At 50.4% G+C, this 19,662-nt stretch carries 23 protein-coding genes; 22 read left to right on the forward strand and 1 reads right to left on the reverse strand.

The window, feature by feature from the left end:
• Positions 1 to 10 precede the first annotated feature (10 nt).
• The 6 genes from fapR (at position 11) to rnc (ending at position 4,376) form a co-directional block, all read left to right on the forward strand.
• Positions 11 to 580 carry a transcription factor FapR gene (fapR, locus tag BV910_RS06075; RefSeq protein WP_015881355.1) on the forward strand — a complete coding sequence of 190 codons (570 nt, stop codon included), beginning with the start codon at positions 11 to 13 and terminating at the stop codon, positions 578 to 580.
• A complete protein-coding gene (gene plsX / locus BV910_RS06080) occupies positions 577 to 1,566 on the forward strand; it encodes a phosphate acyltransferase PlsX (RefSeq protein ID WP_015881356.1) in 990 nt (329 codons plus the stop codon). The genes fapR and plsX overlap by 4 nt, the downstream gene beginning before the upstream one ends.
• A gap of 18 nt (positions 1,567 to 1,584) precedes the next feature.
• Positions 1,585 to 2,505: an ACP S-malonyltransferase gene (gene fabD / locus BV910_RS06085; protein WP_078146682.1), complete on the forward strand. Its 921-nt coding sequence runs from the start codon at positions 1,585 to 1,587 to the stop codon at positions 2,503 to 2,505.
• Positions 2,498 to 3,238, forward strand: coding sequence for a 3-oxoacyl-[acyl-carrier-protein] reductase (gene fabG, locus BV910_RS06090; protein ID WP_015881358.1), 741 nt, complete (start codon positions 2,498 to 2,500; stop codon positions 3,236 to 3,238). Before fabD ends, fabG begins: the two co-directional genes overlap by 8 nt.
• Before the next feature lie 58 nt (positions 3,239 to 3,296).
• The gene (gene acpP, locus BV910_RS06095; protein ID WP_015881359.1) at positions 3,297 to 3,536 is read left to right on the forward strand and encodes an acyl carrier protein; all 240 of its coding nucleotides are present in this window, start codon (positions 3,297 to 3,299) and stop codon (positions 3,534 to 3,536) included.
• Between the two features lie 123 nt (positions 3,537 to 3,659).
• Entirely contained in the window at positions 3,660 to 4,376 is a 717-nt protein-coding gene (gene rnc, locus BV910_RS06100) for a ribonuclease III (RefSeq protein WP_035387821.1), read from the forward strand.
• A gap of 37 nt (positions 4,377 to 4,413) precedes the next feature.
• Here the strand turns inward: rnc and BV910_RS06105 are convergent, their stop codons facing one another.
• A complete protein-coding gene (locus BV910_RS06105; RefSeq protein ID WP_015881361.1) occupies positions 4,414 to 4,608 on the reverse strand; it encodes a DUF1128 family protein in 195 nt (64 codons plus the stop codon).
• Positions 4,609 to 4,722: 114 nt separating this feature from the next.
• Here BV910_RS06105 and smc point away from each other — a divergent pair, with 114 nt between their 5' ends.
• From smc to dprA, 16 genes are all read left to right on the forward strand, one after another.
• Positions 4,723 to 8,280, forward strand: a complete 3,558-nt coding sequence (gene smc, locus BV910_RS06110; RefSeq protein ID WP_078146683.1) for a chromosome segregation protein SMC — start codon at positions 4,723 to 4,725, stop codon at positions 8,278 to 8,280.
• The gene (gene ftsY, locus BV910_RS06115) at positions 8,277 to 9,302 is read left to right on the forward strand and encodes a signal recognition particle-docking protein FtsY (protein WP_078146684.1); all 1,026 of its coding nucleotides are present in this window, start codon (positions 8,277 to 8,279) and stop codon (positions 9,300 to 9,302) included. Before smc ends, ftsY begins: the two co-directional genes overlap by 4 nt.
• A 96-nt stretch (positions 9,303 to 9,398) precedes the next feature.
• Positions 9,399 to 9,722, forward strand: coding sequence for a putative DNA-binding protein (locus tag BV910_RS06120; protein ID WP_015881364.1), 324 nt, complete (start codon positions 9,399 to 9,401; stop codon positions 9,720 to 9,722).
• A gap of 11 nt (positions 9,723 to 9,733) precedes the next feature.
• Entirely contained in the window at positions 9,734 to 11,074 is a 1,341-nt protein-coding gene (gene ffh, locus BV910_RS06125; RefSeq protein WP_031421628.1) for a signal recognition particle protein, read from the forward strand.
• 82 nt (positions 11,075 to 11,156) lie between these two features.
• Complete coding sequence (gene rpsP / locus BV910_RS06130; RefSeq protein WP_015881366.1) at positions 11,157 to 11,432, forward strand: 30S ribosomal protein S16; 276 nt, start codon at positions 11,157 to 11,159, stop codon at positions 11,430 to 11,432.
• A gap of 53 nt (positions 11,433 to 11,485) precedes the next feature.
• Positions 11,486 to 12,004 (forward strand): ribosome maturation factor RimM, encoded by a 519-nt coding sequence (rimM, locus tag BV910_RS06135; protein WP_078146685.1) that lies wholly within the window; start codon positions 11,486 to 11,488, stop codon positions 12,002 to 12,004.
• Positions 11,994 to 12,710 carry a tRNA (guanosine(37)-N1)-methyltransferase TrmD gene (trmD, locus tag BV910_RS06140; RefSeq protein WP_078146686.1) on the forward strand — a complete coding sequence of 239 codons (717 nt, stop codon included), beginning with the start codon at positions 11,994 to 11,996 and terminating at the stop codon, positions 12,708 to 12,710. The genes rimM and trmD overlap by 11 nt, the downstream gene beginning before the upstream one ends.
• A 114-nt stretch (positions 12,711 to 12,824) precedes the next feature.
• Positions 12,825 to 13,178 carry a 50S ribosomal protein L19 gene (gene rplS, locus BV910_RS06145; protein WP_015881369.1) on the forward strand — a complete coding sequence of 118 codons (354 nt, stop codon included), beginning with the start codon at positions 12,825 to 12,827 and terminating at the stop codon, positions 13,176 to 13,178.
• Positions 13,179 to 13,260: 82 nt separating this feature from the next.
• Positions 13,261 to 13,803 (forward strand): signal peptidase I, encoded by a 543-nt coding sequence (lepB, locus tag BV910_RS06150; RefSeq protein WP_078146687.1) that lies wholly within the window; start codon positions 13,261 to 13,263, stop codon positions 13,801 to 13,803.
• Between the two features lie 12 nt (positions 13,804 to 13,815).
• Positions 13,816 to 14,676: a ribosome biogenesis GTPase YlqF gene (ylqF, locus tag BV910_RS06155; RefSeq protein WP_078146688.1), complete on the forward strand. Its 861-nt coding sequence runs from the start codon at positions 13,816 to 13,818 to the stop codon at positions 14,674 to 14,676.
• A 41-nt stretch (positions 14,677 to 14,717) separates the two neighbouring features.
• Positions 14,718 to 15,470 carry a ribonuclease HII gene (locus BV910_RS06160; RefSeq protein ID WP_078146689.1) on the forward strand — a complete coding sequence of 251 codons (753 nt, stop codon included), beginning with the start codon at positions 14,718 to 14,720 and terminating at the stop codon, positions 15,468 to 15,470.
• A gap of 5 nt (positions 15,471 to 15,475) precedes the next feature.
• On the forward strand, positions 15,476 to 16,330 hold the full coding sequence (locus BV910_RS06165; RefSeq protein ID WP_240499805.1) for a hypothetical protein: 855 nt from the start codon (positions 15,476 to 15,478) through the stop codon (positions 16,328 to 16,330).
• Positions 16,327 to 16,587 (forward strand): EscU/YscU/HrcU family type III secretion system export apparatus switch protein, encoded by a 261-nt coding sequence (locus BV910_RS06170; protein WP_031421639.1) that lies wholly within the window; start codon positions 16,327 to 16,329, stop codon positions 16,585 to 16,587. Before BV910_RS06165 ends, BV910_RS06170 begins: the two co-directional genes overlap by 4 nt.
• A 120-nt stretch (positions 16,588 to 16,707) precedes the next feature.
• Positions 16,708 to 17,868: an ADP-forming succinate--CoA ligase subunit beta gene (sucC, locus tag BV910_RS06175; RefSeq protein ID WP_078146691.1), complete on the forward strand. Its 1,161-nt coding sequence runs from the start codon at positions 16,708 to 16,710 to the stop codon at positions 17,866 to 17,868.
• Between the two features lie 12 nt (positions 17,869 to 17,880).
• Positions 17,881 to 18,798, forward strand: a complete 918-nt coding sequence (sucD, locus tag BV910_RS06180; RefSeq protein ID WP_078146692.1) for a succinate--CoA ligase subunit alpha — start codon at positions 17,881 to 17,883, stop codon at positions 18,796 to 18,798.
• A gap of 50 nt (positions 18,799 to 18,848) precedes the next feature.
• Positions 18,849 to 19,643: a DNA-processing protein DprA gene (gene dprA, locus BV910_RS06185; protein WP_078146693.1), complete on the forward strand. Its 795-nt coding sequence runs from the start codon at positions 18,849 to 18,851 to the stop codon at positions 19,641 to 19,643.
• Positions 19,644 to 19,662: the final 19 nt, after the last annotated feature.

Consider the following 19,662-nt stretch of genomic DNA (forward strand, 5'->3'; position numbering starts at 1 on the left):
AGGGAACTGAATGCGGGTACCTAAGAAAGAGCGGCAACGCTTGTTACAAGAAACGATTGAGCATAACCCGTTCATCAAAGACGAAGAACTGTCAAAACAGTTTTCTGTCAGCATCCAGACGATTCGACTCGACCGGATGGAATTAAAAATTCCGGAAGTGAGGGAACGGATCAAACATGTGGCTTCCGAACATCTCGATGAAGTCAAATCGCTTTCAATGAGCGAGGTCATCGGTGATATGATTGACTTGAAGCTAGATGACTCTGCGATCTCAGTCCTCGATATAGAAAAAGAACACGTCTTTAGCCGCAACGAGATTGCCCGTGGACATGTCTTGTTCGCGCAAGCCAACTCGTTAGCGGTGGCGCTCATCAATGATGAATTGGCGTTGACCACTAAAGCGGATATTCGCTTCAGTCGCCAAGTCCATCTTGGAGAGCGAGTCGTTGCCAAGGCTCGTGTGATGAAACTACGAGGGGACGGGAGAACGGACGTCACAGTTGAAAGTTATGTCGGTGAGGAGTGCGTCTTTGATGGCGACTTCACGATTTACCGACGTGGTGAGGAGGAGCAAGCATGAAGTTAGCGATTGATGCAATGGGTGGCGATCACGCACCGAAGGCGATTGTAGAAGGTGTGAAACGGTTCGTCGCGCAATATCCGAACGAGTCGATGGAACTCTTTTTAGTCGGTGATGAGGTGAAAATTGCCTCATACGGTCTTGATGACCCTCGAGTAACGGTCGTTCCAGCCAGTGAGATCATTACAGGCGAAGACGAACCGGTACGGGCGGTGCGCCGTAAGAAGGACAGCTCGCTCGTCGTGGCAGCTCAGCTCGTCAAAGAAGGAAAAGCGGATGCTCTCGTGTCTGCCGGGAATACCGGCGCATTGATGGCGGCGTCTCTTTTCATCATCGGACGGATCCCAGGAATCGAGCGTCCGGCATTATCTCCGACGTTCCCTACATATACTGGTAGTGGTGTCGTCGTCCTGGATGTCGGAGCGAATCCGGATGCAAAAGCTGAACACCTCGTCGACTATGCGATTATGGGTTCACTGTATGCGGAACATGTGCGTGGCATCAAAACACCGCGTGTCGCCCTTCTCAATATCGGGACAGAAGCTGGTAAAGGAAATGCGCTGACAAAAGAAGCGTTCCCCCTCCTTGAACAGGCACCTGTCCATTTTGTTGGGAATGTCGAAGCGCGTGAAGCGATGTCAGGTGACGTGGACGTCATCGTGACCGAAGGATTTGCGGGAAACATCTTGTTAAAGGGTGTGGAGGGCTCCTCTTCGATGCTCATGAAGATGATGAAAGAACAATTCACGAGTGACCTTGTATCTAAACTCGCCGCTCTCATCTTAAAACCGAAATTGAGACGATTAAAAGAAACGCTGGATTATCGCGAACACGGGGGAGCCGGATTATTCGGGATCAATGCGCCGGTCATCAAGGCGCATGGGTCGAGCGATGCACTCGCCATCATGAGTGCGTTGAAACAGGCGAAAATCATGGTAGATCACGATGTCGTGGAAAAAATCAAGCGTGCCAAAGCCATAGACTAAGCGAAAGCAGGTGAAGATATGGGGAAAGTAGCATGGGTGTTTCCGGGGCAAGGTTCCCAAGCCGTTGGGATGGGACAAACCTTTTTAAATCACCCTGAAACGCTTCAAGCAATCGGACGTCGACTCGGATTTGACCTTCTTGAAGTCATGTCATCCGGGTCGAAGGAAGACCTACAAGAAACGGAAATTGCACAGCCGGCCATCGTGGCGCACGCTTCGCTCCTCGCGCAAGCCTATGCGAAGAGCGGTGCGGCACCAGATGTCGTCATCGGGCATAGTGTCGGTGAATATGCGGCGCTCGTCAGTGCGGGTGTCATCGATCTTGAAGAGGCGACCGTCCTCGTCCGAGCACGTGGGCAGTTGATGTCTGAAGTGAAGGATGGAACGATGGCGGCAGTCGTCGGGATGACCGATCTTCAAGAGGCGCTCCATATCACTGAAAAGATCAGTGCGAGCGGGAATTTAGTTCAAATCGCCAACTTGAATTGTCCTGGTCAATTCGTGATTTCAGGGCATGTCGACGCGGTCGAACAAGCGGGCGTGGAATTGAAGGCTGCCGGTGCGAAGCGGGTATTGCCGTTAAACGTATCTGGAGCGTTCCATAGTTCCTACATGATGCCGGCGGCAACGCGTTTCCAAGATGTCCTCGCCTCGTCGCCATTTGAAGCGGCTTCCGTCGACATGATTTCGAACGTGGACGCAGCGGTGCATCGTGACCCTGAACAGTTGAAGGCGTTATTGACGAAACAACTGTATTCGTCTGTCCGCTTTGAAGATTGTGTACGGAAGGCGATTGCAGACGGCGTAGACACGTTCATCGAGTTCGGTCCATCTTCACCGCTTTCAGGATTGATTAAACGAATCGACTCGAACGTTTCGATTCAAAAGGCGACTACGCTCGAAGAAGTCGCCTCGTTAGGAGGAGAAGTACGTGCATGATCAAGTGGCGATCGTGACGGGAGCGTCCCGGGGAATCGGGGCGGCCATCGCGAAACGTTTAGGGGAAGATGGCTTTCGGGTCGTCGTGAACTACTCGGGTAGTGAACAAAAAGCGAATGATGTCGTGGCCATGATCACGGAGGCAGGCGGCGAAGCCATCGCCGTGAAAGCAGATGTATCGAATGCTGACGATGTCAAAGCGCTCGTCAAGACGACAGTCGATACGTTCGGACGCGTCGATTGTCTCGTCAACAATGCAGGGATCACGCGTGACGGGTTACTCATGCGAATGAAAGAAGCCGATTTCGAAGATGTGCTGTCGACGAACTTAAAAGGCGCCTTTTTGACATCGCAAGCCGTCACGAGACCTTTGCTCAAGTCGAAAGCAGGTCGAATCATCAACATCGCCTCGGTTGTTGGGATTACCGGTAATGCAGGACAAGCGAACTATGCGGCTGCAAAAGCAGGGTTGATCGGATTGACAAAATCGGTGGCGCGCGAACTAGCGGGACGTCACGTGACGGTCAATGCCGTCTGTCCAGGGTTCATTCAAACGGATATGACCGATGCCTTGACAGATGCGCAACGAGAGGCTACACTCGAGCAAATTCCTTTCAACCGTTTCGGACAGGTGGAGGATGTGGCGAACCTTGTCTCCTTCCTCGCATCGGAACAAGCAGCTTATGTGACCGGGCAGACGATTGCCGTCGATGGCGGCATGACGATGGCGTAAAAGAGAACTTTACCAACAGACTGACATTTAATATACTTACCTTTGGAGGGATTTTATCATGACAAAAGAACAAATTTTAGTAGACGTACAAGAAGCAGTTGCTGAGAAGCTCGGGAAAGACGTATCTGAAATCACAGCAGAGAAATCGTTCAAGGATGACCTTGGTGCGGATTCACTTGAAGTAATGGAAATGGTGATGGACCTCGAAGACAAATTCGACATCACGATTGAAGACGAAGACGCTGAGAAGCTCGCGACTGTTGGCGACGTAGTGGCTTACATCGAAACAAAATTGTAATCAAGCCATCCCACCGCTCGGTTCCGGGCGGTGGGCTTGTGCTTATTCATGGAGGGAACTATGACAAAAGACAAACGACGGTTTGACCGTCAAGGGTCGGCGCAGCGACGTCGGCGTCAGGAGATGGAACGAGCACGCATCTTGGAACTATTTAAATCATTGGAAGAACGGTTAGACGTTCAATTTTCGAATCACGACTTGTTGATGCAGGCGTTCACACACTCATCTTATGTGAATGAGCAACGCGGGTTACGAAAAGACAATGAACGTTTAGAATTTTTAGGGGATGCTGTTTTAGAACTGACCGTATCTCGCTTTCTCTATGAGACTTATCCGGAGCGCTCCGAGGGGGAATTGACGAAATTACGAGCGGCGATCGTATGTGAACCGTCACTCGTGAATTTTGCGGAAGCTTATGCTTTCTCTGACTTCATCTTGCTTGGGAAAGGTGAAGAGTTGACCGGTGGACGAAAACGTCCGGCACTGCTTGCCGACGTGTTCGAATCCTATATCGGTGCTCTTTATTTAGACCAGGGAATTGAGGCCGTCGAACGATTCCTCGCCGAAGCGGTTTTTCCGAAAGTCTTAGCGGGAGTATTTGAAGAACAGACCGATTTCAAGAGCCAGTTACAGGAGAGCGTTCAACGGGAAGGACTCGGACCTGTTTCGTATGAAATCATCGAGGAACGCGGACCGGCGCATAGCCGGGAATTCGTCGCACATGCACGCCTCAGCGACGACATCGTCGGTGAAGGGGTCGGACGTTCGAAAAAAGAAGCCGAGCAATTGGCTGCTAAAGAAGCGCTTATTGCCTTTAATCGGCGCTACGCAGATTTATAAACGAAAGGAGTGGACCGCTTGGGGGTCCACTCCTTTTTCATGTCAATTGACCGAGTTCTTCGACGATACCATCGACTTCCGACAAAGAGAGCGAAGAGCGTGTCATCACGTACTCGTAAATCTCTTTCACCGCTGACGGATCAGCCGCATTATATTCTTCCGCTTTGATTGCACCGCGGTTAATAATGTTCATTTTATCCAAAATGGCTTCAATCATCTGTTCATTCGTCATCTGTATTCCCCTTTCTACAGTTCTTTTTAGAATAGCATGATTCGGGCATTTTGACGAACTGTTAACTGTGGTAAAATATACAGATGAATGCTTACTGCGGATAGGATGGTCACGATGCACTTAAAACGAATCGAACTCGCTGGCTTTAAATCATTTGCCAAGCGAATTGAATTAGATTTCCGTCCCGGCGTCACGGCTGTAGTAGGGCCGAACGGGAGCGGGAAATCCAATATATCGGACGCTGTTCGCTGGGTACTCGGAGAACAGTCGGCCAAATCACTTCGTGGTGCCAAGATGGAAGATGTCATCTTTGCCGGAAGTGAAGGAGAGAATCACCGAAATGTCGCCGAAGTCACGCTCGTCCTCGATAATCGAGACGAACAGTTGCGTCTCCCATATGAAGAAGTGAGTGTGACCCGTCGCGTGACCCGAAGTGGGGACAGCGACTATTTTATGAATAAAAAACCATGTCGGTTAAAAGATGTGATTGATTTATTTATGGATACAGGTCTTTCACGAGATGCGTTCGCCATCATCGGTCAAGGGCGGGTCGAACAAGTCATTTCTGGGAAACCGGAAGATCGCCGTGCCGTCATCGAAGAGGCAGCCGGTGTATTGAAATATCGTCAGCGGAAAAAACAGGCTGAACGCAAGTTACAGGACACCGAATTAAACTTGTCCCGAGTCGACGACATTCTGTTCGAGTTGGCGGACCGGGTCGAACCGCTCCGTGAACAGGCTGCACTCGCGCGGGAGTACAAAGTCGCCAAAGCGAGGCATGATGAACTCGAAACGGGAATCATGGGCGCAGAAATTCAATTGCTCCAACAGGAGATTGAACAAGTGTCGGCACGTCACGTGGAATCGGTTCAACAGTTATCTGACTGTGACCGTTCGGTACGTGACCTCACGGAGGAACGTAGCGGGCTCGAAGCAACGCTTGCTGAGCTGCGTGAAGAATTGACAGAGCTCAACCAGAACGAACGGGAGCACTCGACCTATGTCGAGCGCTTGACGGGTGACATCAAGCTCGCAAAAGCACAAGAAGAACATGGTGCCGAGATGAAAGAACGACTCATCCGTCAACGCGAAGAAGTACGTGCGGAGATGACCGAGCTTGAAGCGCGGTTGAAGGTCGTTCGTGAAGAACTTGACCAAAAAGGAAACACGTTGAAACAAACGACTGCGACGAGAGAGACGCTTCAACAACAGTTGACAGCCGCCTCTCGTGATTTCAATGCTGAAATTGAAGCGTTACAAAGTGAGGCGTTTGAACTCGCGACAACGAAAGCGACAATCGGTAACCAACAAAAGCGGGAACAACGAGATATCGATGTCGCCGTCGAGTCGAAAGAACGCCTTCTTCGCGAGAACAAACATCGTCTCGAGGATCGTTCCTCGCAGGAAGCGACGCTTTTGACGACTCGAGAACAGTATGAAGTGGTGCAAAGTCGCTTTGAACAACTGAGTAAAAAAGAAACGGAACTTCGGGACGAAGAGACGTCAATTCGTGAAAAACGTACCCGAGCCGAATCGTCTTATTACGATCTCGAACGCCGCCGTCAGAAGACGGAAGACCGAATCGAGATGCTCGAACGGATGAAGCAATCGTATGAAGGCTATTTCCATGCGGTCAAGTTCGTCTTAAAAGACCGCTCACCAGGTGTCCTTGGTGCTGTCGCCGAATTGATTCGTGTCCGTCCTTCGTATGAAGCGGCAATCGAAACGGCACTTGGGCAGACACAGCAGCATGTGGTCGTACAAGATGAATCAGTGGGGCGCCGTGAAATTGACAAATTACGAAAAGCCAACGCAGGACGGGCGACATTCTTGCCGATGACGACGATCAAACCGAGATTCGTGCCGAGTGACGTGTTCGATCGACTCGACTCGATGAACGGATTTGTCGGGGTGGCGTCGGAACTCGTTGAAACAGATGCATCATACGAGACGTTGAAAAAGTCGTTGCTCGGTTCAGTGCTCGTGGCGGAGACACTTGAAGTCGCGAACCGCATCGCCCAATCGACGGGTTATCGTTTCCGTGTCGTCACGTTAGAAGGGGACATCGTCAACGTCGGTGGTTCGATGACGGGTGGTAGTCGCAAGCAGGGCGTGGCCCTGTTCACGCAGTCGCGCGAATTGGATGACTTGAAACAAGGTCTCACCCAAGGGCTCGCCATGTTGCATGAACAAAAAACACGTCTTCAAGAGTATACAGAACAGTTGACGGACATTACGCATCAATTATCTGAACTTCGGGATGAGAAACGTTCCGTTGAAACGAACCTCCGTGAAGTCGAGTCAGCCTACCGTACTGCGGAACGTGCCTCGCTCGATGCCAAGTCACAACTTGAACTGTTCGATCATGAAATGATGCGCTACGAGCGGACGATCGAGACAGCGACTGCCGAATTAGAGCGACTGACGATTGAATTGGCCGATACGGACCGCGCACAAGCTGACATTCGTTCTCGTCTCGAATCGCTTCGGGCCGAGCAGGCGAAAAGTGCTGAGAGCACGGGCCAACTGGAATCGATGCTTCGTCAAAACGAGCTCGATCTTCAGCGGCACACGCTCGAAGAAGAACGGGTCCGATATGAATTGGACCGTTTGACGACCGAACAAAATCGTCTGCAGGAACGAAGCGATCAGATGGAGCGTGAACTGACGCGGCTCGAGAGTGGAGAAGTCGTGTCGTCTATGGAACTTGAGGCGACGCTTGCTACTGCCAAACTGGATTTCACAGAAATTCAAGAGCGGCTTCAAGAAGTGACGGCAACACTCAAGACGAACGAAGAGGCGTATCGGATCATACGTCAACGGGTCGATCAGGCAACGGAGGCAAGACGTCAAGCAGAAGCTGTCGTCCGAAAACTCGAAACGGCAAAACAAGAGTTCGAGCTGAAACGACAATGGAAGCTCGATGCATTAGAAGAGAATGGACTCGTTGCAGAACTATTGCCGGCACTCGAGATCCCACTAGAAGAGGCGAAAGAGGAGTTCAAGTTGCTCGTTCGTCAAATCGAAGAGATCGGACCGGTCAATCTAAATGCGATCGAAGAGTTTGATAGTGTCCATGAACGGTTCACATTCTTATCCGAGCAACGGGATGACCTCGTCAGTGCAAAAGAGGATTTATATGAGATCATCGCCGAGATGGACCGCGAAGTGACACGCCTCTTCAAAGAGACCTATACGAGCGTCCGGGCGCACTTCAAACAGACGTTCACCGAGCTCTTCGGTGGCGGGGAAGCGGATTTGAAATTGGTCGACGAATCGGATTTGTTGAACACAGGAATCGAAATCGTCGCCAAACCACCGGGTAAAAAGTTACAGACGCTCAGTCTGTTGTCTGGTGGGGAGCGTGCGCTGACGGCCATCGCCTTATTGTTTGCGATTTTGAAGACGCGTCCCGTACCGTTCTGTGTCCTCGATGAAGTCGAGGCGGCCCTTGACGAGGCGAACGTGCATCGTTTCGGAGAATACATTCGGACGTTGTCGATCGACACGCAGTTCGTCATCATCACGCACCGTAAAGGCACGATGGAAGCGGCGGACACACTATATGGCGTCACGATGCAACAGAACGGGGTGTCCGAGGTATTATCGGTCGAACTGTCTGAAGCAAAACGTGTCGTTGAAATGGATGAAGAGATGGAGGAATCACGTTGAGCTTTTTCAAGAAATTAAAAGAGAAGTTGACGACATCTACCCAAGAGGTGTCACAGAAGTTTACAGAGGGGTTGACGAAGACACGTGACGGCTTTGCAAGTGCCGTCAACGACCTCGTCTATCGCTTCCGCGAGGTGGATGAAGATTTCTTCGATGAACTCGAAGATTTACTCATTCAAGCGGACGTCGGCGTCACGACGACGATGGACCTCGTCGAAGATTTGAAAGAAGAAGTGAAGCGACGTAATCTGAAGGACCCGGTCGCGGTGCGTGACGCACTCGTCGAAGTGGTGGCGAACCGCCTCCAAGAGGATGAATCGGACTGTGAACTCAATATGCAGGACGGACTCACGGTCATCTTGTTTGTCGGCGTCAATGGTGTCGGAAAGACAACGACCATCGGCAAGCTGGCGCACCAGTTGAAATCTGAAGGGCGTTCCGTCATGCTCGCGGCAGGTGATACGTTCCGTGCCGGCGCTATCGAGCAACTTCAAGTATGGGGAGAACGTGTCGGGGTACCCGTCATTCGTCAAACGGAAGGATCTGACCCGGCTGCCGTCGTCTTTGACGCCGTTCAGGCTGCCAAGTCACGCAACATGGACGTCTTGATTTGTGATACGGCGGGACGTCTTCAAAATAAGGTCAATCTAATGAAAGAACTTGAAAAAGTCAAACGAGTCATTGAGCGGGAAGTACCGAACGGACCGCACGAAGTATTGCTCGCATTAGACGCGACGACGGGTCAAAACGCCATGGTTCAAGCGAAAGCGTTCAAAGAAGCGACGAACGTGAGCGGAATCGTCCTCACGAAGCTCGATGGGACGGCCAAAGGCGGAATTGTCCTAGCGATTCGGAACGAACTCGATATCCCGGTCAAGTATGTCGGCCTTGGAGAGAAGATTGACGATTTACAGGAGTTTGATCCAGAACAGTTCGTCCTTGGATTGTTCGGTGACGTTTTTGAAGACAAGAACGAGGAAGCTTTGACAGAAAAAGAGGACACAAACGAGGACCTCGCCTAAGTTTTGCTGTTAAGAAAAAAACTTGACAAGTACTAGGCACGGCTGTACTATAGGTAGTTGTAAAGGGATTTCACTTAACATGTGGAGGTGAAAGGTTTGACGCTCGAAAAAACGAATCGCATGAACTATCTCATCGATTTCTATCAAGCGCTCCTCACACCGAAACAGCGCAACTATATGTCTCTTTATTACCTAGATGACTACTCGCTCGGAGAGATTGCGGAAGAGTTTGAAGTCAGCCGTCAAGCGGTCTACGATAACATAAAGCGTACAGAAACGATGCTTGAACAGTACGAGGAAAAGCTAGCCCTATTCGAAAAGTTCGAACAGCGCCAGCAACTTCTTCAGACCCTCAAACGTCAAGTCGAGCTCACCGATGACGTGAGCGCCACGATTTCTGCGCTTGAGAATTTAGAGTAGGGGGCTGAAGCATGGCATTTGAAGGATTATCAGAACGATTGCAATCGACACTTTCAAAAATGCGCGGTAAAGGGAAAATCTCGGAGGCCGATGTCAAAGAGATGATGCGTGAGGTACGCCTCGCCCTCCTCGAAGCCGACGTCAACTTTAAAGTCGTCAAGCAATTCGTCAATGACGTGAAGGAGCGCGCCGTTGGTCAGGATGTCATGAAATCATTGACGCCAGGTCAACAAGTCGTCAAAATCGTTCACGAAGAGTTGTCGAACTTGATGGGAAGCGATGTCGTCCCGATCACATTCAGTCAGAAACCACCGACAGTCGTCATGATGGTCGGTCTGCAAGGGGCAGGGAAAACGACAACGACCGGGAAGCTAGCGAACTTGATTCGTAAAAAGCATAACCGAAGTCCTCTTCTCGTCGCGGCGGACATTTACCGTCCGGCGGCAATCAAGCAGCTCGAGACACTCGGAAAACAACTCGATTTACCGGTCTTCTCACTTGGTGATCAAGTGAAGCCGGAAGAGATTGTGACGAAGGCACTCGAGTACGCAAAAACAAATCATCACGATTTCGTGTTGATCGATACGGCCGGTCGCCTTCATATCGATGAGACGCTTATGGGCGAGCTCGAAAATGTGAAGACGATTGCCAAACCAAATGAGATCTTCCTCGTCGTCGATTCGATGACGGGTCAAGATGCGGTCAATGTGGCCGACAGTTTCAATGAGAAACTCGGAATCACCGGGGTCGTGCTCACAAAGCTCGACGGAGATACACGAGGCGGGGCAGCCCTTTCGATCAAGGCAGTCACGGGAGCGCCGATTAAATTCGTCGGTCTCGGAGAAAAGTTGGATGCCCTCGAACCATTCCACCCGGAACGCATGGCGTCACGGATCCTTGGAATGGGGGACGTGCTCTCGCTCATTGAAAAAGCCGAGACACAGATGGACCAAGACGCAGCGAAGGAGCTTGAAAGCAAAATTCGTGACGCGTCATTCACGTTCGATGATTTCATTGAACAGTTGGCCCAAGTGAAAAACATGGGACCAATTGATGAATTACTTTCGATGTTACCTGGTGCAGGTAAGATGAAAGGGTTGAAGAACGTCCAAATCGACGAGAAACAACTCGATCACGTCGAAGCGATCATTCGCTCGATGACGAAACATGAGCGCGCCAATCCGGAAGTGCTCAACGCGAGTCGTCGTAAGCGGATCGCAAAAGGGAGCGGTCGCTCGATTCAAGAAGTGAACCGTCTCATCAAACAGTTCGATGACATGAAGAAGATGATGAAACAAATGTCAGGACAAATGAAAGGGAAGAAAAAAGGTCTCGGCCTTCCATTCTTCTAACAAAATCTTTTGTCAGTCGAACGAAAAAGCTGTATACTATAAAAGTTGTCAATTCTTAAACACATGATGGAGGTATATTACCATGGCAGTTAAAATTCGTCTTAAGCGCATGGGCGCAAAAAAATCACCTTTCTACCGTATCGTTGTAGCAGACTCACGTTCACCACGTGACGGTCGCTTCATCGAGCAAGTTGGTCACTACAACCCGGTTGCAAAACCAGAAGCAGAAGTTCGCATCAACGAAGAACTCGCTCTCAAATGGTTGGCAGACGGCGCGAAGCCATCTGACACAGTACGCAACTTGTTCTCTAAAGCAGGGATCATGGAGAAATTCCACAACGCGAAAAACGCGAAGTAATGATGTGGCCGACCTTTTCTGAGGTCGGCCTATTTTGTTGAGGAGGGAAAAAGATGGACTGGTTATATGTAGGGAAAATCGCCAATACGCACGGCCTAAAAGGGGAAGTGAAGATTTTGGCGGCGACAGACTTTCCAGAAGAGCGATTTAAAAAAGGAAACACGTTGTTTCTTGATGTCGACGGAACGAAACAGGAAATGACGATCACGACGTATCGTCCTCATAAGCAGTTTCACCTCGTCACATTCAAAGGGTTTGACAATATCAATCTCATTGAAAAATATAAAGGGCTGAAACTATATGTCCACGCCGAACACGTCCACGACTTGGACGAACACGAATATTATTATCATGAAATCATCGGCTGTGAGGCTGTCGTGGATGGGGAAGTCATTGGTGTCGTCGACGACATCTTTGAAACGAATGGAGCGAACGACGTATGGGTCATCAAACGACCAGGAAAGTCGGACGCGCTCATCCCTTATATCGAATCGGTCGTCCAAGAGATTGATGTCGATGCGAAGCGTGTCGTCATCACGCCGATCCCTGGAATGATTGACGATGAAGATTGATGTATTGACGTTGTTCCCCGAGATGTTTCATGCGCTCGATCACTCCATCGTCGGTCGGGCGAAGACGCTCGGGCAAGTGGAGATGTCGTTCCTCAATTTTCGGGACTTTTCAACGAACAAGCATCATAAAGTCGATGATTATCCGTACGGCGGTGGAGCGGGCATGTTGCTCACGCCGCAGCCGATCTTTGATGCATTTCATTCCCTTGAGGCGAAGAGCCCAAGGGTCATTCTCACGACGCCTACCGGAAAACCGTTCAATCAACGAATGGCCGAAGAATGGGCCAAGGAGGAACATCTGGTCTTTCTATGTGGACATTATGAAGGGTTCGACCAACGGATCCATGATGAACTGGCGACCGACGAGGTGTCGATCGGTGATTTCGTTTTGACAGGTGGAGAGCTCGCGACGATGGTCATGATTGATGCGACCGTAAGGCTCATTCCGGATGTACTTGGCGATCAGGCGAGCCATGAAGACGACTCGTTCTCGACTGGTCTCTTGGAATACCCTCACTATACACGACCGGCTGATTTTCGTGGATTGACCGTGCCGGAAGTGCTCTTGTCGGGAAATCACGCCCGGATCGAGGCATGGCGCCGAGAGCAATCGCTCGAACGCACGTATCGACGACGTCCGGATTTGCTCGAACATGTCGAGTTGACGGATGTCGATAAAAAGTTTCTGCAATCGTTGCGCGATTGAGAAATATATGCTATGTTTGAGCATGTGGGTTAAACCCATCGATTACCGATGTTCCGCTATTGGATGCTTGGGCATATGAAGATATGAACATTGAAGAAAAAGGAGATATGATTCATGAACACACAAAAACTGTTCCGTGAAATCACAGAAGAACAATTCAAATCGGACGTACCTGCTTTCCGTCCTGGTGACACAGTACGTGTCCACGTTAAAGTTGTAGAGGGAACGCGTGAGCGTATCCAGATCTTCGAAGGTGTTGTAATCAAGCGTAAAGGTGGCGGCATCAGCGAAACATTCACAGTCCGTAAGATTTCTTACGGCGTAGGTGTTGAGCGTGCATTCCCGCTTCACTCACCACGCGTTGCACAAATCGAAGTCGTACGCTACGGTAAAGTTCGCCGTGCGAAACTTTACTACCTCCGTAACCTTCGCGGTAAAGCAGCACGTATTAAAGAAATCCGTCGTTAAGATGGGAATTAAGCTTGTCGCTTGCGACAAGCTTCTTTTTTTCTAGTACAATAAGTTCAAATGGATAGAGGAGTGAGTGAAGTTGAAAGAAGTGTTTAGTTGGCTAAAAGCCATCGTGGTCGCTCTTGTCATCGCGTTCGTCATCCGGACGTTCATCTTCGTTCCTGTCATCGTTGAAGGAGAGTCGATGATGCCGACACTCCACAATGCGGATCGAATGATCGTCAGTAAAATTTCGAACTATGTTGGGGAGCTAGACCGAGGTAATATCGTCGTATTCCATGCGACTGAATCAAAAGACTATATTAAACGTGTCATCGCCATCCCAGGCGACACGCTCGAATATCGAGATGATGTACTTTATATTAACGGTGAAGCGGTCGAAGAGCCGTATTTAGACGAGTTTCGTGCCCAGATGAACGGGTTCCCGTTGACGGAGAACTTTACACTCGAACAAGTGACGGGTGAGTCGGTCGTTCCAGAGGAATCATACTTCGTCATGGGAGACAATCGTCAAAACTCGAAAGACAGCCGTGAGATCGGATTTGTGTCGAAAGAGGAGATTGTCGGCAAGACGAACTTCATCTTCTGGCCACTCGATGATGTTGGCACGGTAGAAGATTAAGGTGGTGCTTTTTTGGCAATTCAATGGTTTCCTGGCCACATGGCCAAAGCAAGAAGACAAGTAACTGAAAAATTAAAACTAATCGATGTCGTCATCGAACTCGTGGATGCACGCGTGCCTCAGTCGAGTCGCAACCCGATGGTCGATGAGATTACAGCGGGAAAACCCCGTCTCATCGTCTTGAACAAAGCAGACATGGCCGACCCCGTCGTGACGGAGGCGTGGTTACGTGCCTTGAAACGCGAAGAAGTCGAGGTTGTCGCTGTCGACGCGAAGCATAGCAAAGGCTTAAAACAGCTCATCACGGGTGCTCAGAAGTTGATGAAAGAAAAGCATGACCGGATGCGTGAGAAGGGGCGTAACCCCGGACCGATCCGTGCGCTCATCATCGGAATCCCGAACGTCGGGAAGTCGACGCTCATCAACCGTCTCGCTGGACGAAACATTGCTATCACGGGCGACCGTCCTGGTGTGACGAAGCGTCAACAGTGGATCAAGATGAAAGGCGGCGAGATGGAACTGTTGGACACGCCGGGGATTCTCTGGCCGAAGTTCGAGGATCAACTTGTCGGATATCGTCTAGCCGCGACCGGCGCCATCAAAGACGAGATTCTCAACTTGGATGATATCGCCTTGTATACGGTTCGCGAGTTGCATGCTCGTTATCCGGAACAATTAAAGGAACGATTCAAACTTGAAACGTTACCCGAGGACGGCGTGGAGCTCCTTGAGTTGATCGGGAAAAAGCGTGGTCTCATCAGTGGTGGTTACGTCGATTTCGAAAAGGCGAGCGAACTACTTTTAAATGAACTACGACATGAAAAAATCGGACGGATCTCCCTTGAGACACCGGCTGATCACGAAATGGCGTAAAGCCCTGTGCACACAGGGCTTTTTTGAATAGGAGGAAGACCGTGACGATTCAACAGATTAAACAACAACTAGAGGACATCCGATATGAAGAATGGGTATACATCTTCCCGACCTTGTCACGAGACCCTCGAGCGGGCGTGCAAACGTTGCTACGGCAAAAACAGCGCCAATTCGAGCGAGAACGGGCGTTACAGGACGATTTCGAACGTCGCATGACGTATGAACGTGAATGGAAGGCGGAAGGCTTCACTCGAATTGTCGGAGTCGATGAGGTCGGACGGGGGCCGCTTGCGGGACCGGTCGTGGCAGCGGCGGTCTTGTTGCCGGATGGGTTCTACCTCCCGGGATTGAATGATTCAAAAAAAATGACCAAAGCGGCGAGGGACGCGGCATACGCACACATCATCGAGGTCGCAGAGGTCGGTGTCGGGATCGTCGAGCCCGCGGTAATCGATGAGATTAACATCTATGAGGCGACGAAGCTTGCGATGACAGAGGCGATTCATCAAGTCGGAGAAGTAGACGCCCTATTGATTGACGCCATGAAACTCGAGCTCGACATCCCTCAACAGTCATTGGTTAAAGGGGACACGCTCAGTGTGTCGATAGCCGCGGCAAGTGTCGTCGCTAAGGTGGTAAGGGACCGGATGATGGAAGAATATGATTTGACGTATCCTGGATACGGATTTGCGAAAAACGCAGGATATGGAACAGAGACTCATTTAGAAGGGTTAAGACGCCTTGGGGTGACTCCGATTCATCGCCGTACGTTCGCCCCCATCAAGCATATGTGAAAGGAGTGGTCACGTTGCGGATCGATCATCAAGGGGTGATGCCGTTCAAAGTGACGGAACAGACGTCACGCCCGCTATTACTAGGGAACACAGTCGTCGGAAAGGTGTTGCAGCTCTTACCTGGCAACGAGGCGGTCATGCAACTGCCCCAAGGGATTTTCCGGGTCGGCGTCAATGCGAACGTGAAAGAGAACGTCACGTATAAGCTGGTCGTCACGGACGTCGAACCGAAGCTCGTCTTGAAAGTCGTCACGCAAGCGACGGAATCGCTCATGGCTGCCAAGTCGCCGCTGCAAGCGTTAGGAGAACAGCTCGGACGCTTGATGCGGGAGCCGATGCTGACGCCAGAATCCGTGAAGGCGGCCGGGAAAAACGCGTTAGAAAGCGGCGCAGGTCAGGATGTAAAGGCGCTCGTCGGGGAACTGTTCAAAGCGAAAGGTGAGCCGAAGTTCGAGCAGTTCGTGCGTGCGCAGGAAGCGTTCAACGCGAGCCAAAGCCCGCCGTTCGTCGCCCAAGCATTTCACATACCGCAATTGGGTCCGTTTGAAAACGTTCAACTTCGTCTAGAGGCCCCGAAACGAGAGACGATGGACTCGGATCATGCGCGGATCGTCTTGTTTCTTGAAACGCCGCGATATGGTGAGACCGGGATTGATGTGTTGATTCAAAAGCGTTACGTGTCCGTACGTGTATTCAATGAGCAACACGATTTGGCTCCATACGTCCGTACATACGAACCACTTTTGAAAGAAGGCCTAAAAAAGGTGTCGTTCGAACTGTCTTCATTTTCGTATGAAGCGAAGCGTGAACATGTTCCGGCTACGTTCGCGCCACTCGGAAAGGTGGACCTCCAAATATGAAAGACCAGAAGAAAGCGATTGCGCTCTCCTATGAGCAGTCGATGGATGCGCCGCACGTCGTAGCGAAGGGAACGGGAATCGTCGCCGAGCGGATGCTTGAGATTGCTTTAGCGAACGGAGTTCCTGTTCATGAAGACCCAGCGCTCCTCTCGTTACTGTCGGCGTTGAACATCGAAGAGCAAATCCCGGAGGACGTTTATCAGGTCATTGCCGAACTTTTTGTGTTTCTTTATCAGATGGAACAGGATAAAATTTGATTTGTCTAGGGATATATGTGAAAAAAAGATGAAAACTTAAAGCAAGAACGATAGACAGCGCTTTCAGTTTTTCGTTACAATAGACGTGCCGATATTAAAGGGGACTAAGGGGGAAAACATATGAATATCCATGAGTATCAGGCGAAAGAATTGTTAAGAGAGTTTGGGGTAGCCGTTCCGACGGGTTATCCGGCCTTTACTGTTGAAGAAGCTGTGGCAGCTGCTGCGAAGCTTGAAGGTGAAGTGAAGGTAGTAAAAGCTCAAATCCACGCAGGTGGCCGCGGTAAAGCGGGTGGCGTTAAACTTGCGAAGACAGATGAAGAAGTGAAGCAATATGCTTCAGAGATTCTCGGGAAAACGCTCGTGACACACCAAACAGGTCCGGAAGGAAAAGTTGTCCAGCGTCTCTATATCGAAGAAGGTTCCGCGATTGACCAAGAATTTTACTTAGGACTCGTGCTTGACCGTTCGATCGGCCGAATTGTCATCATGGGTTCATCTGAAGGTGGAATGGACATCGAAGAAGTCGCTGAACATACACCAGAGAAGATTCATAAAGAGATCGTCGACCCGGTCGTGGGCTTACGTCCATTCCAGGCGCGTCGTCTCGCATTCAAAATGGAAGTCCCGACGAAACTCGTCAACAAGTTCAGTGACATGGTCATGAAGTTGTACAAAGTGTACGTCGAGACAGATTGCACAATCGCGGAAATCAACCCGCTCGTCACGACGAAAGACGGTAACGTCATCGCGCTCGATGCGAAGTTGAACTTCGATAGCAACGCGCTCTATCGTCACTCGGACATCCTTGCGCTTCGTGATACGACGGAAGAAGACCCACGTGAAGTGGAAGCGTCGAAACACGACCTCAGCTACATCGCACTCGACGGAAACATCGGTTGTCTCGTCAACGGTGCCGGTCTTGCGATGGCTACGATGGATATCATCAAGCATTACGGCGCTGAACCCGCTAACTTCCTCGACGTAGGTGGCGGTGCGACGAAAGAAAAAGTAACAGAAGCATTCAAGTTGATCTTGTCTGATGACCAGGTCAAAGGGATCTTCGTTAACATTTTCGGTGGAATCATGAAGTGTGACATCATCGCAGAGGGGATTGTCGCTGCGACGAAAGAAATCGGACTCGACTTACCACTCGTCGTTCGCTTAGAAGGAACGAACGTTGATGCCGGGAAGCGCATTCTCGATGAATCTGGACTTGCGATCACGACGGCCAACTCGATGGCTGACGGTGCAGAAAAAATCGCAGCACTTGTTCGATAAGGGGGAAACGACATGAGTATTTGGGCGGATAAAGATACGAAAGTAATCATTCAAGGGATTACAGGGAAGCAAGGTCTGTTCCACGGTGAACAGATGCTCGCATATAACACGAAATTAGTCGGTGGTGTCACACCTGGTAAAGGTGGCACGACGGTCCTCGACAACGTTCCAGTCTTCAACACCGTGTCTGAAGCGGTCGAAGCGACTGGTGCCAATGCATCGATCATCTATGTTCCACCTGCTTTCGCAGCAGATTCGATCATGGAAGCGGCTGATAGCGGCATCGAGCTCATCATCTGTATCACAGAAGGAATCCCAGTTGTGGACATGATTCAAGTGAAACGCTATCTCGAGGACAAACCGGCTCGTTTAATCGGACCGAACTGTCCTGGTATCATCACACCTGGAGAAGCGAAACTTGGCATCATGCCTGGCTACATTCATACGAAAGGGCACGTCGGAATCGTATCACGTTCTGGGACGCTCACGTATGAGGCGGTTCATCAGTTGACGACAGCAGGTATCGGACAATCGACAGCTGTTGGAATCGGGGGAGACCCGGTCAACGGAACGAACTTCATCGATACGCTTAAAGCGTTCAACGAAGATGAGGACACGAAAGCGGTCATCATGATCGGGGAAATCGGTGGAACGGCTGAAGAAGAGGCAGCTGAATGGGTAAAAGCCAACATGACGAAACCAGTCATCGGTTTCATCGGCGGCCAGACGGCTCCTGCAGGCAAGCGCATGGGACATGCGGGCGCAATCATCTCAGGTGGTAAAGGGACGGCTGCTGAGAAGATCAAGACATTGAACGCGAATGGAATCGAAGTCGCTGAAACACCGGCGGTCATCGGTGAAACATTGATTCGTGTCTTGAAACAGCAAGGATTATACGAAGCGTGTGTCACGGGTCAACCGACGACATAAGAATCTTGAGGGATGCTTGCATCCCTCATTTTTTTAAAGGAGAGTTTGTGATGAATCAAACAATAGCTCGGTTTGCTGCAGCGCGAATGCCAGTTGAGTTTGTGCATCATTATTTGAACGGAACACTCGGGGCACATCGCACACAATTTTCTGAATATGTCTGGAGACGGGCCGAACGAGCCTTCCAAGCACCGGAATCGTATAAACATTTCGTCACATGGGAAGATGACTTGTTTCCGAAACGGTTACTCGACATCCCTAACCCACCATATTGCTTGTTTTATCATGGAGATTTAGAGGTACTACAAGAAAGAACGACTGCGATGGTCGGAAGTCGTGAGTTGAATCGTATCAGTCAATCGCTCGTGAATCACTATCACTCTTTAATAGAAGAAACTGTATCTGTTTCAGGTGGCGCCCTCGGAATCGATGGGCTCGTCCACGCCCATGCCCTCCGCACGCATCGCCCGACCGTGGCGGTACTCGGAGCTGGACTGGACCGGCTCTATCCGGCGGCGAACCGAGACATGCTTTTACAGATTCCGCAAGAGGGAGTCTTGCTAAGTGAATATGTACCAAACACGCCGATTCAAAAATTTCAATTTTTGGAAAGAAATCGTTTGGTCAGTGGTCTTGGTGATGCGTTGGTCGTTATACAGGCGAGACGAAAGAGCGGGACGATGAATACGGTCGGACATGCCCTAGAGCAAGGAAAAACGGTATTTGCGGTGCCTGGTTCACCCCTTGATCCACTCGCAGAGGGACCGAACCGATTGATTGAAGAAGGTGCGATTCCATTGACGAATTCCGATCAAATTATTCGAGATCTCAAGATTGTACGTTGACAAACCGGTGAGAACATGA

Source organism: Exiguobacterium sp. HVEsp1, from assembly GCF_002009685.1.
Classification (GTDB): domain Bacteria; phylum Bacillota; class Bacilli; order Exiguobacteriales; family Exiguobacteriaceae; genus Exiguobacterium; species Exiguobacterium profundum.

Excerpts from the sequence above, each read along its gene's own strand:
- smc (WP_078146683.1), top strand. The coding sequence starts at position 4,723 with ATGCACTTAAAACGAATCGAACTCGCTGGCTTTAAATCATTTGCCAAG.
- fapR (WP_015881355.1), top strand. The coding sequence starts at position 11 with ATGCGGGTACCTAAGAAAGAGCGGCAACGCTTGTTACAAGAAACGATT.
- rpsP (WP_015881366.1), top strand. The coding sequence starts at position 11,157 with ATGGCAGTTAAAATTCGTCTTAAGCGCATGGGCGCAAAAAAATCACCT.
- rnc (WP_035387821.1), top strand. The coding sequence starts at position 3,660 with ATGGAACGAGCACGCATCTTGGAACTATTTAAATCATTGGAAGAACGG.
- rplS (WP_015881369.1), top strand. The coding sequence starts at position 12,825 with ATGAACACACAAAAACTGTTCCGTGAAATCACAGAAGAACAATTCAAA.
- acpP (WP_015881359.1), top strand. The coding sequence starts at position 3,297 with ATGACAAAAGAACAAATTTTAGTAGACGTACAAGAAGCAGTTGCTGAG.
- sucD (WP_078146692.1), top strand. The coding sequence starts at position 17,881 with ATGAGTATTTGGGCGGATAAAGATACGAAAGTAATCATTCAAGGGATT.
- ffh (WP_031421628.1), top strand. The coding sequence starts at position 9,734 with ATGGCATTTGAAGGATTATCAGAACGATTGCAATCGACACTTTCAAAA.
- BV910_RS06105 (WP_015881361.1), bottom strand. The coding sequence starts at position 4,608 with ATGACGAATGAACAGATGATTGAAGCCATTTTGGATAAAATGAACATT.
- dprA (WP_078146693.1), top strand. The coding sequence starts at position 18,849 with ATGAATCAAACAATAGCTCGGTTTGCTGCAGCGCGAATGCCAGTTGAG.
- sucC (WP_078146691.1), top strand. The coding sequence starts at position 16,708 with ATGAATATCCATGAGTATCAGGCGAAAGAATTGTTAAGAGAGTTTGGG.
- rimM (WP_078146685.1), top strand. The coding sequence starts at position 11,486 with ATGGACTGGTTATATGTAGGGAAAATCGCCAATACGCACGGCCTAAAA.
- trmD (WP_078146686.1), top strand. The coding sequence starts at position 11,994 with ATGAAGATTGATGTATTGACGTTGTTCCCCGAGATGTTTCATGCGCTC.
- plsX (WP_015881356.1), top strand. The coding sequence starts at position 577 with ATGAAGTTAGCGATTGATGCAATGGGTGGCGATCACGCACCGAAGGCG.
- BV910_RS06170 (WP_031421639.1), top strand. The coding sequence starts at position 16,327 with ATGAAAGACCAGAAGAAAGCGATTGCGCTCTCCTATGAGCAGTCGATG.
- fabD (WP_078146682.1), top strand. The coding sequence starts at position 1,585 with ATGGGGAAAGTAGCATGGGTGTTTCCGGGGCAAGGTTCCCAAGCCGTT.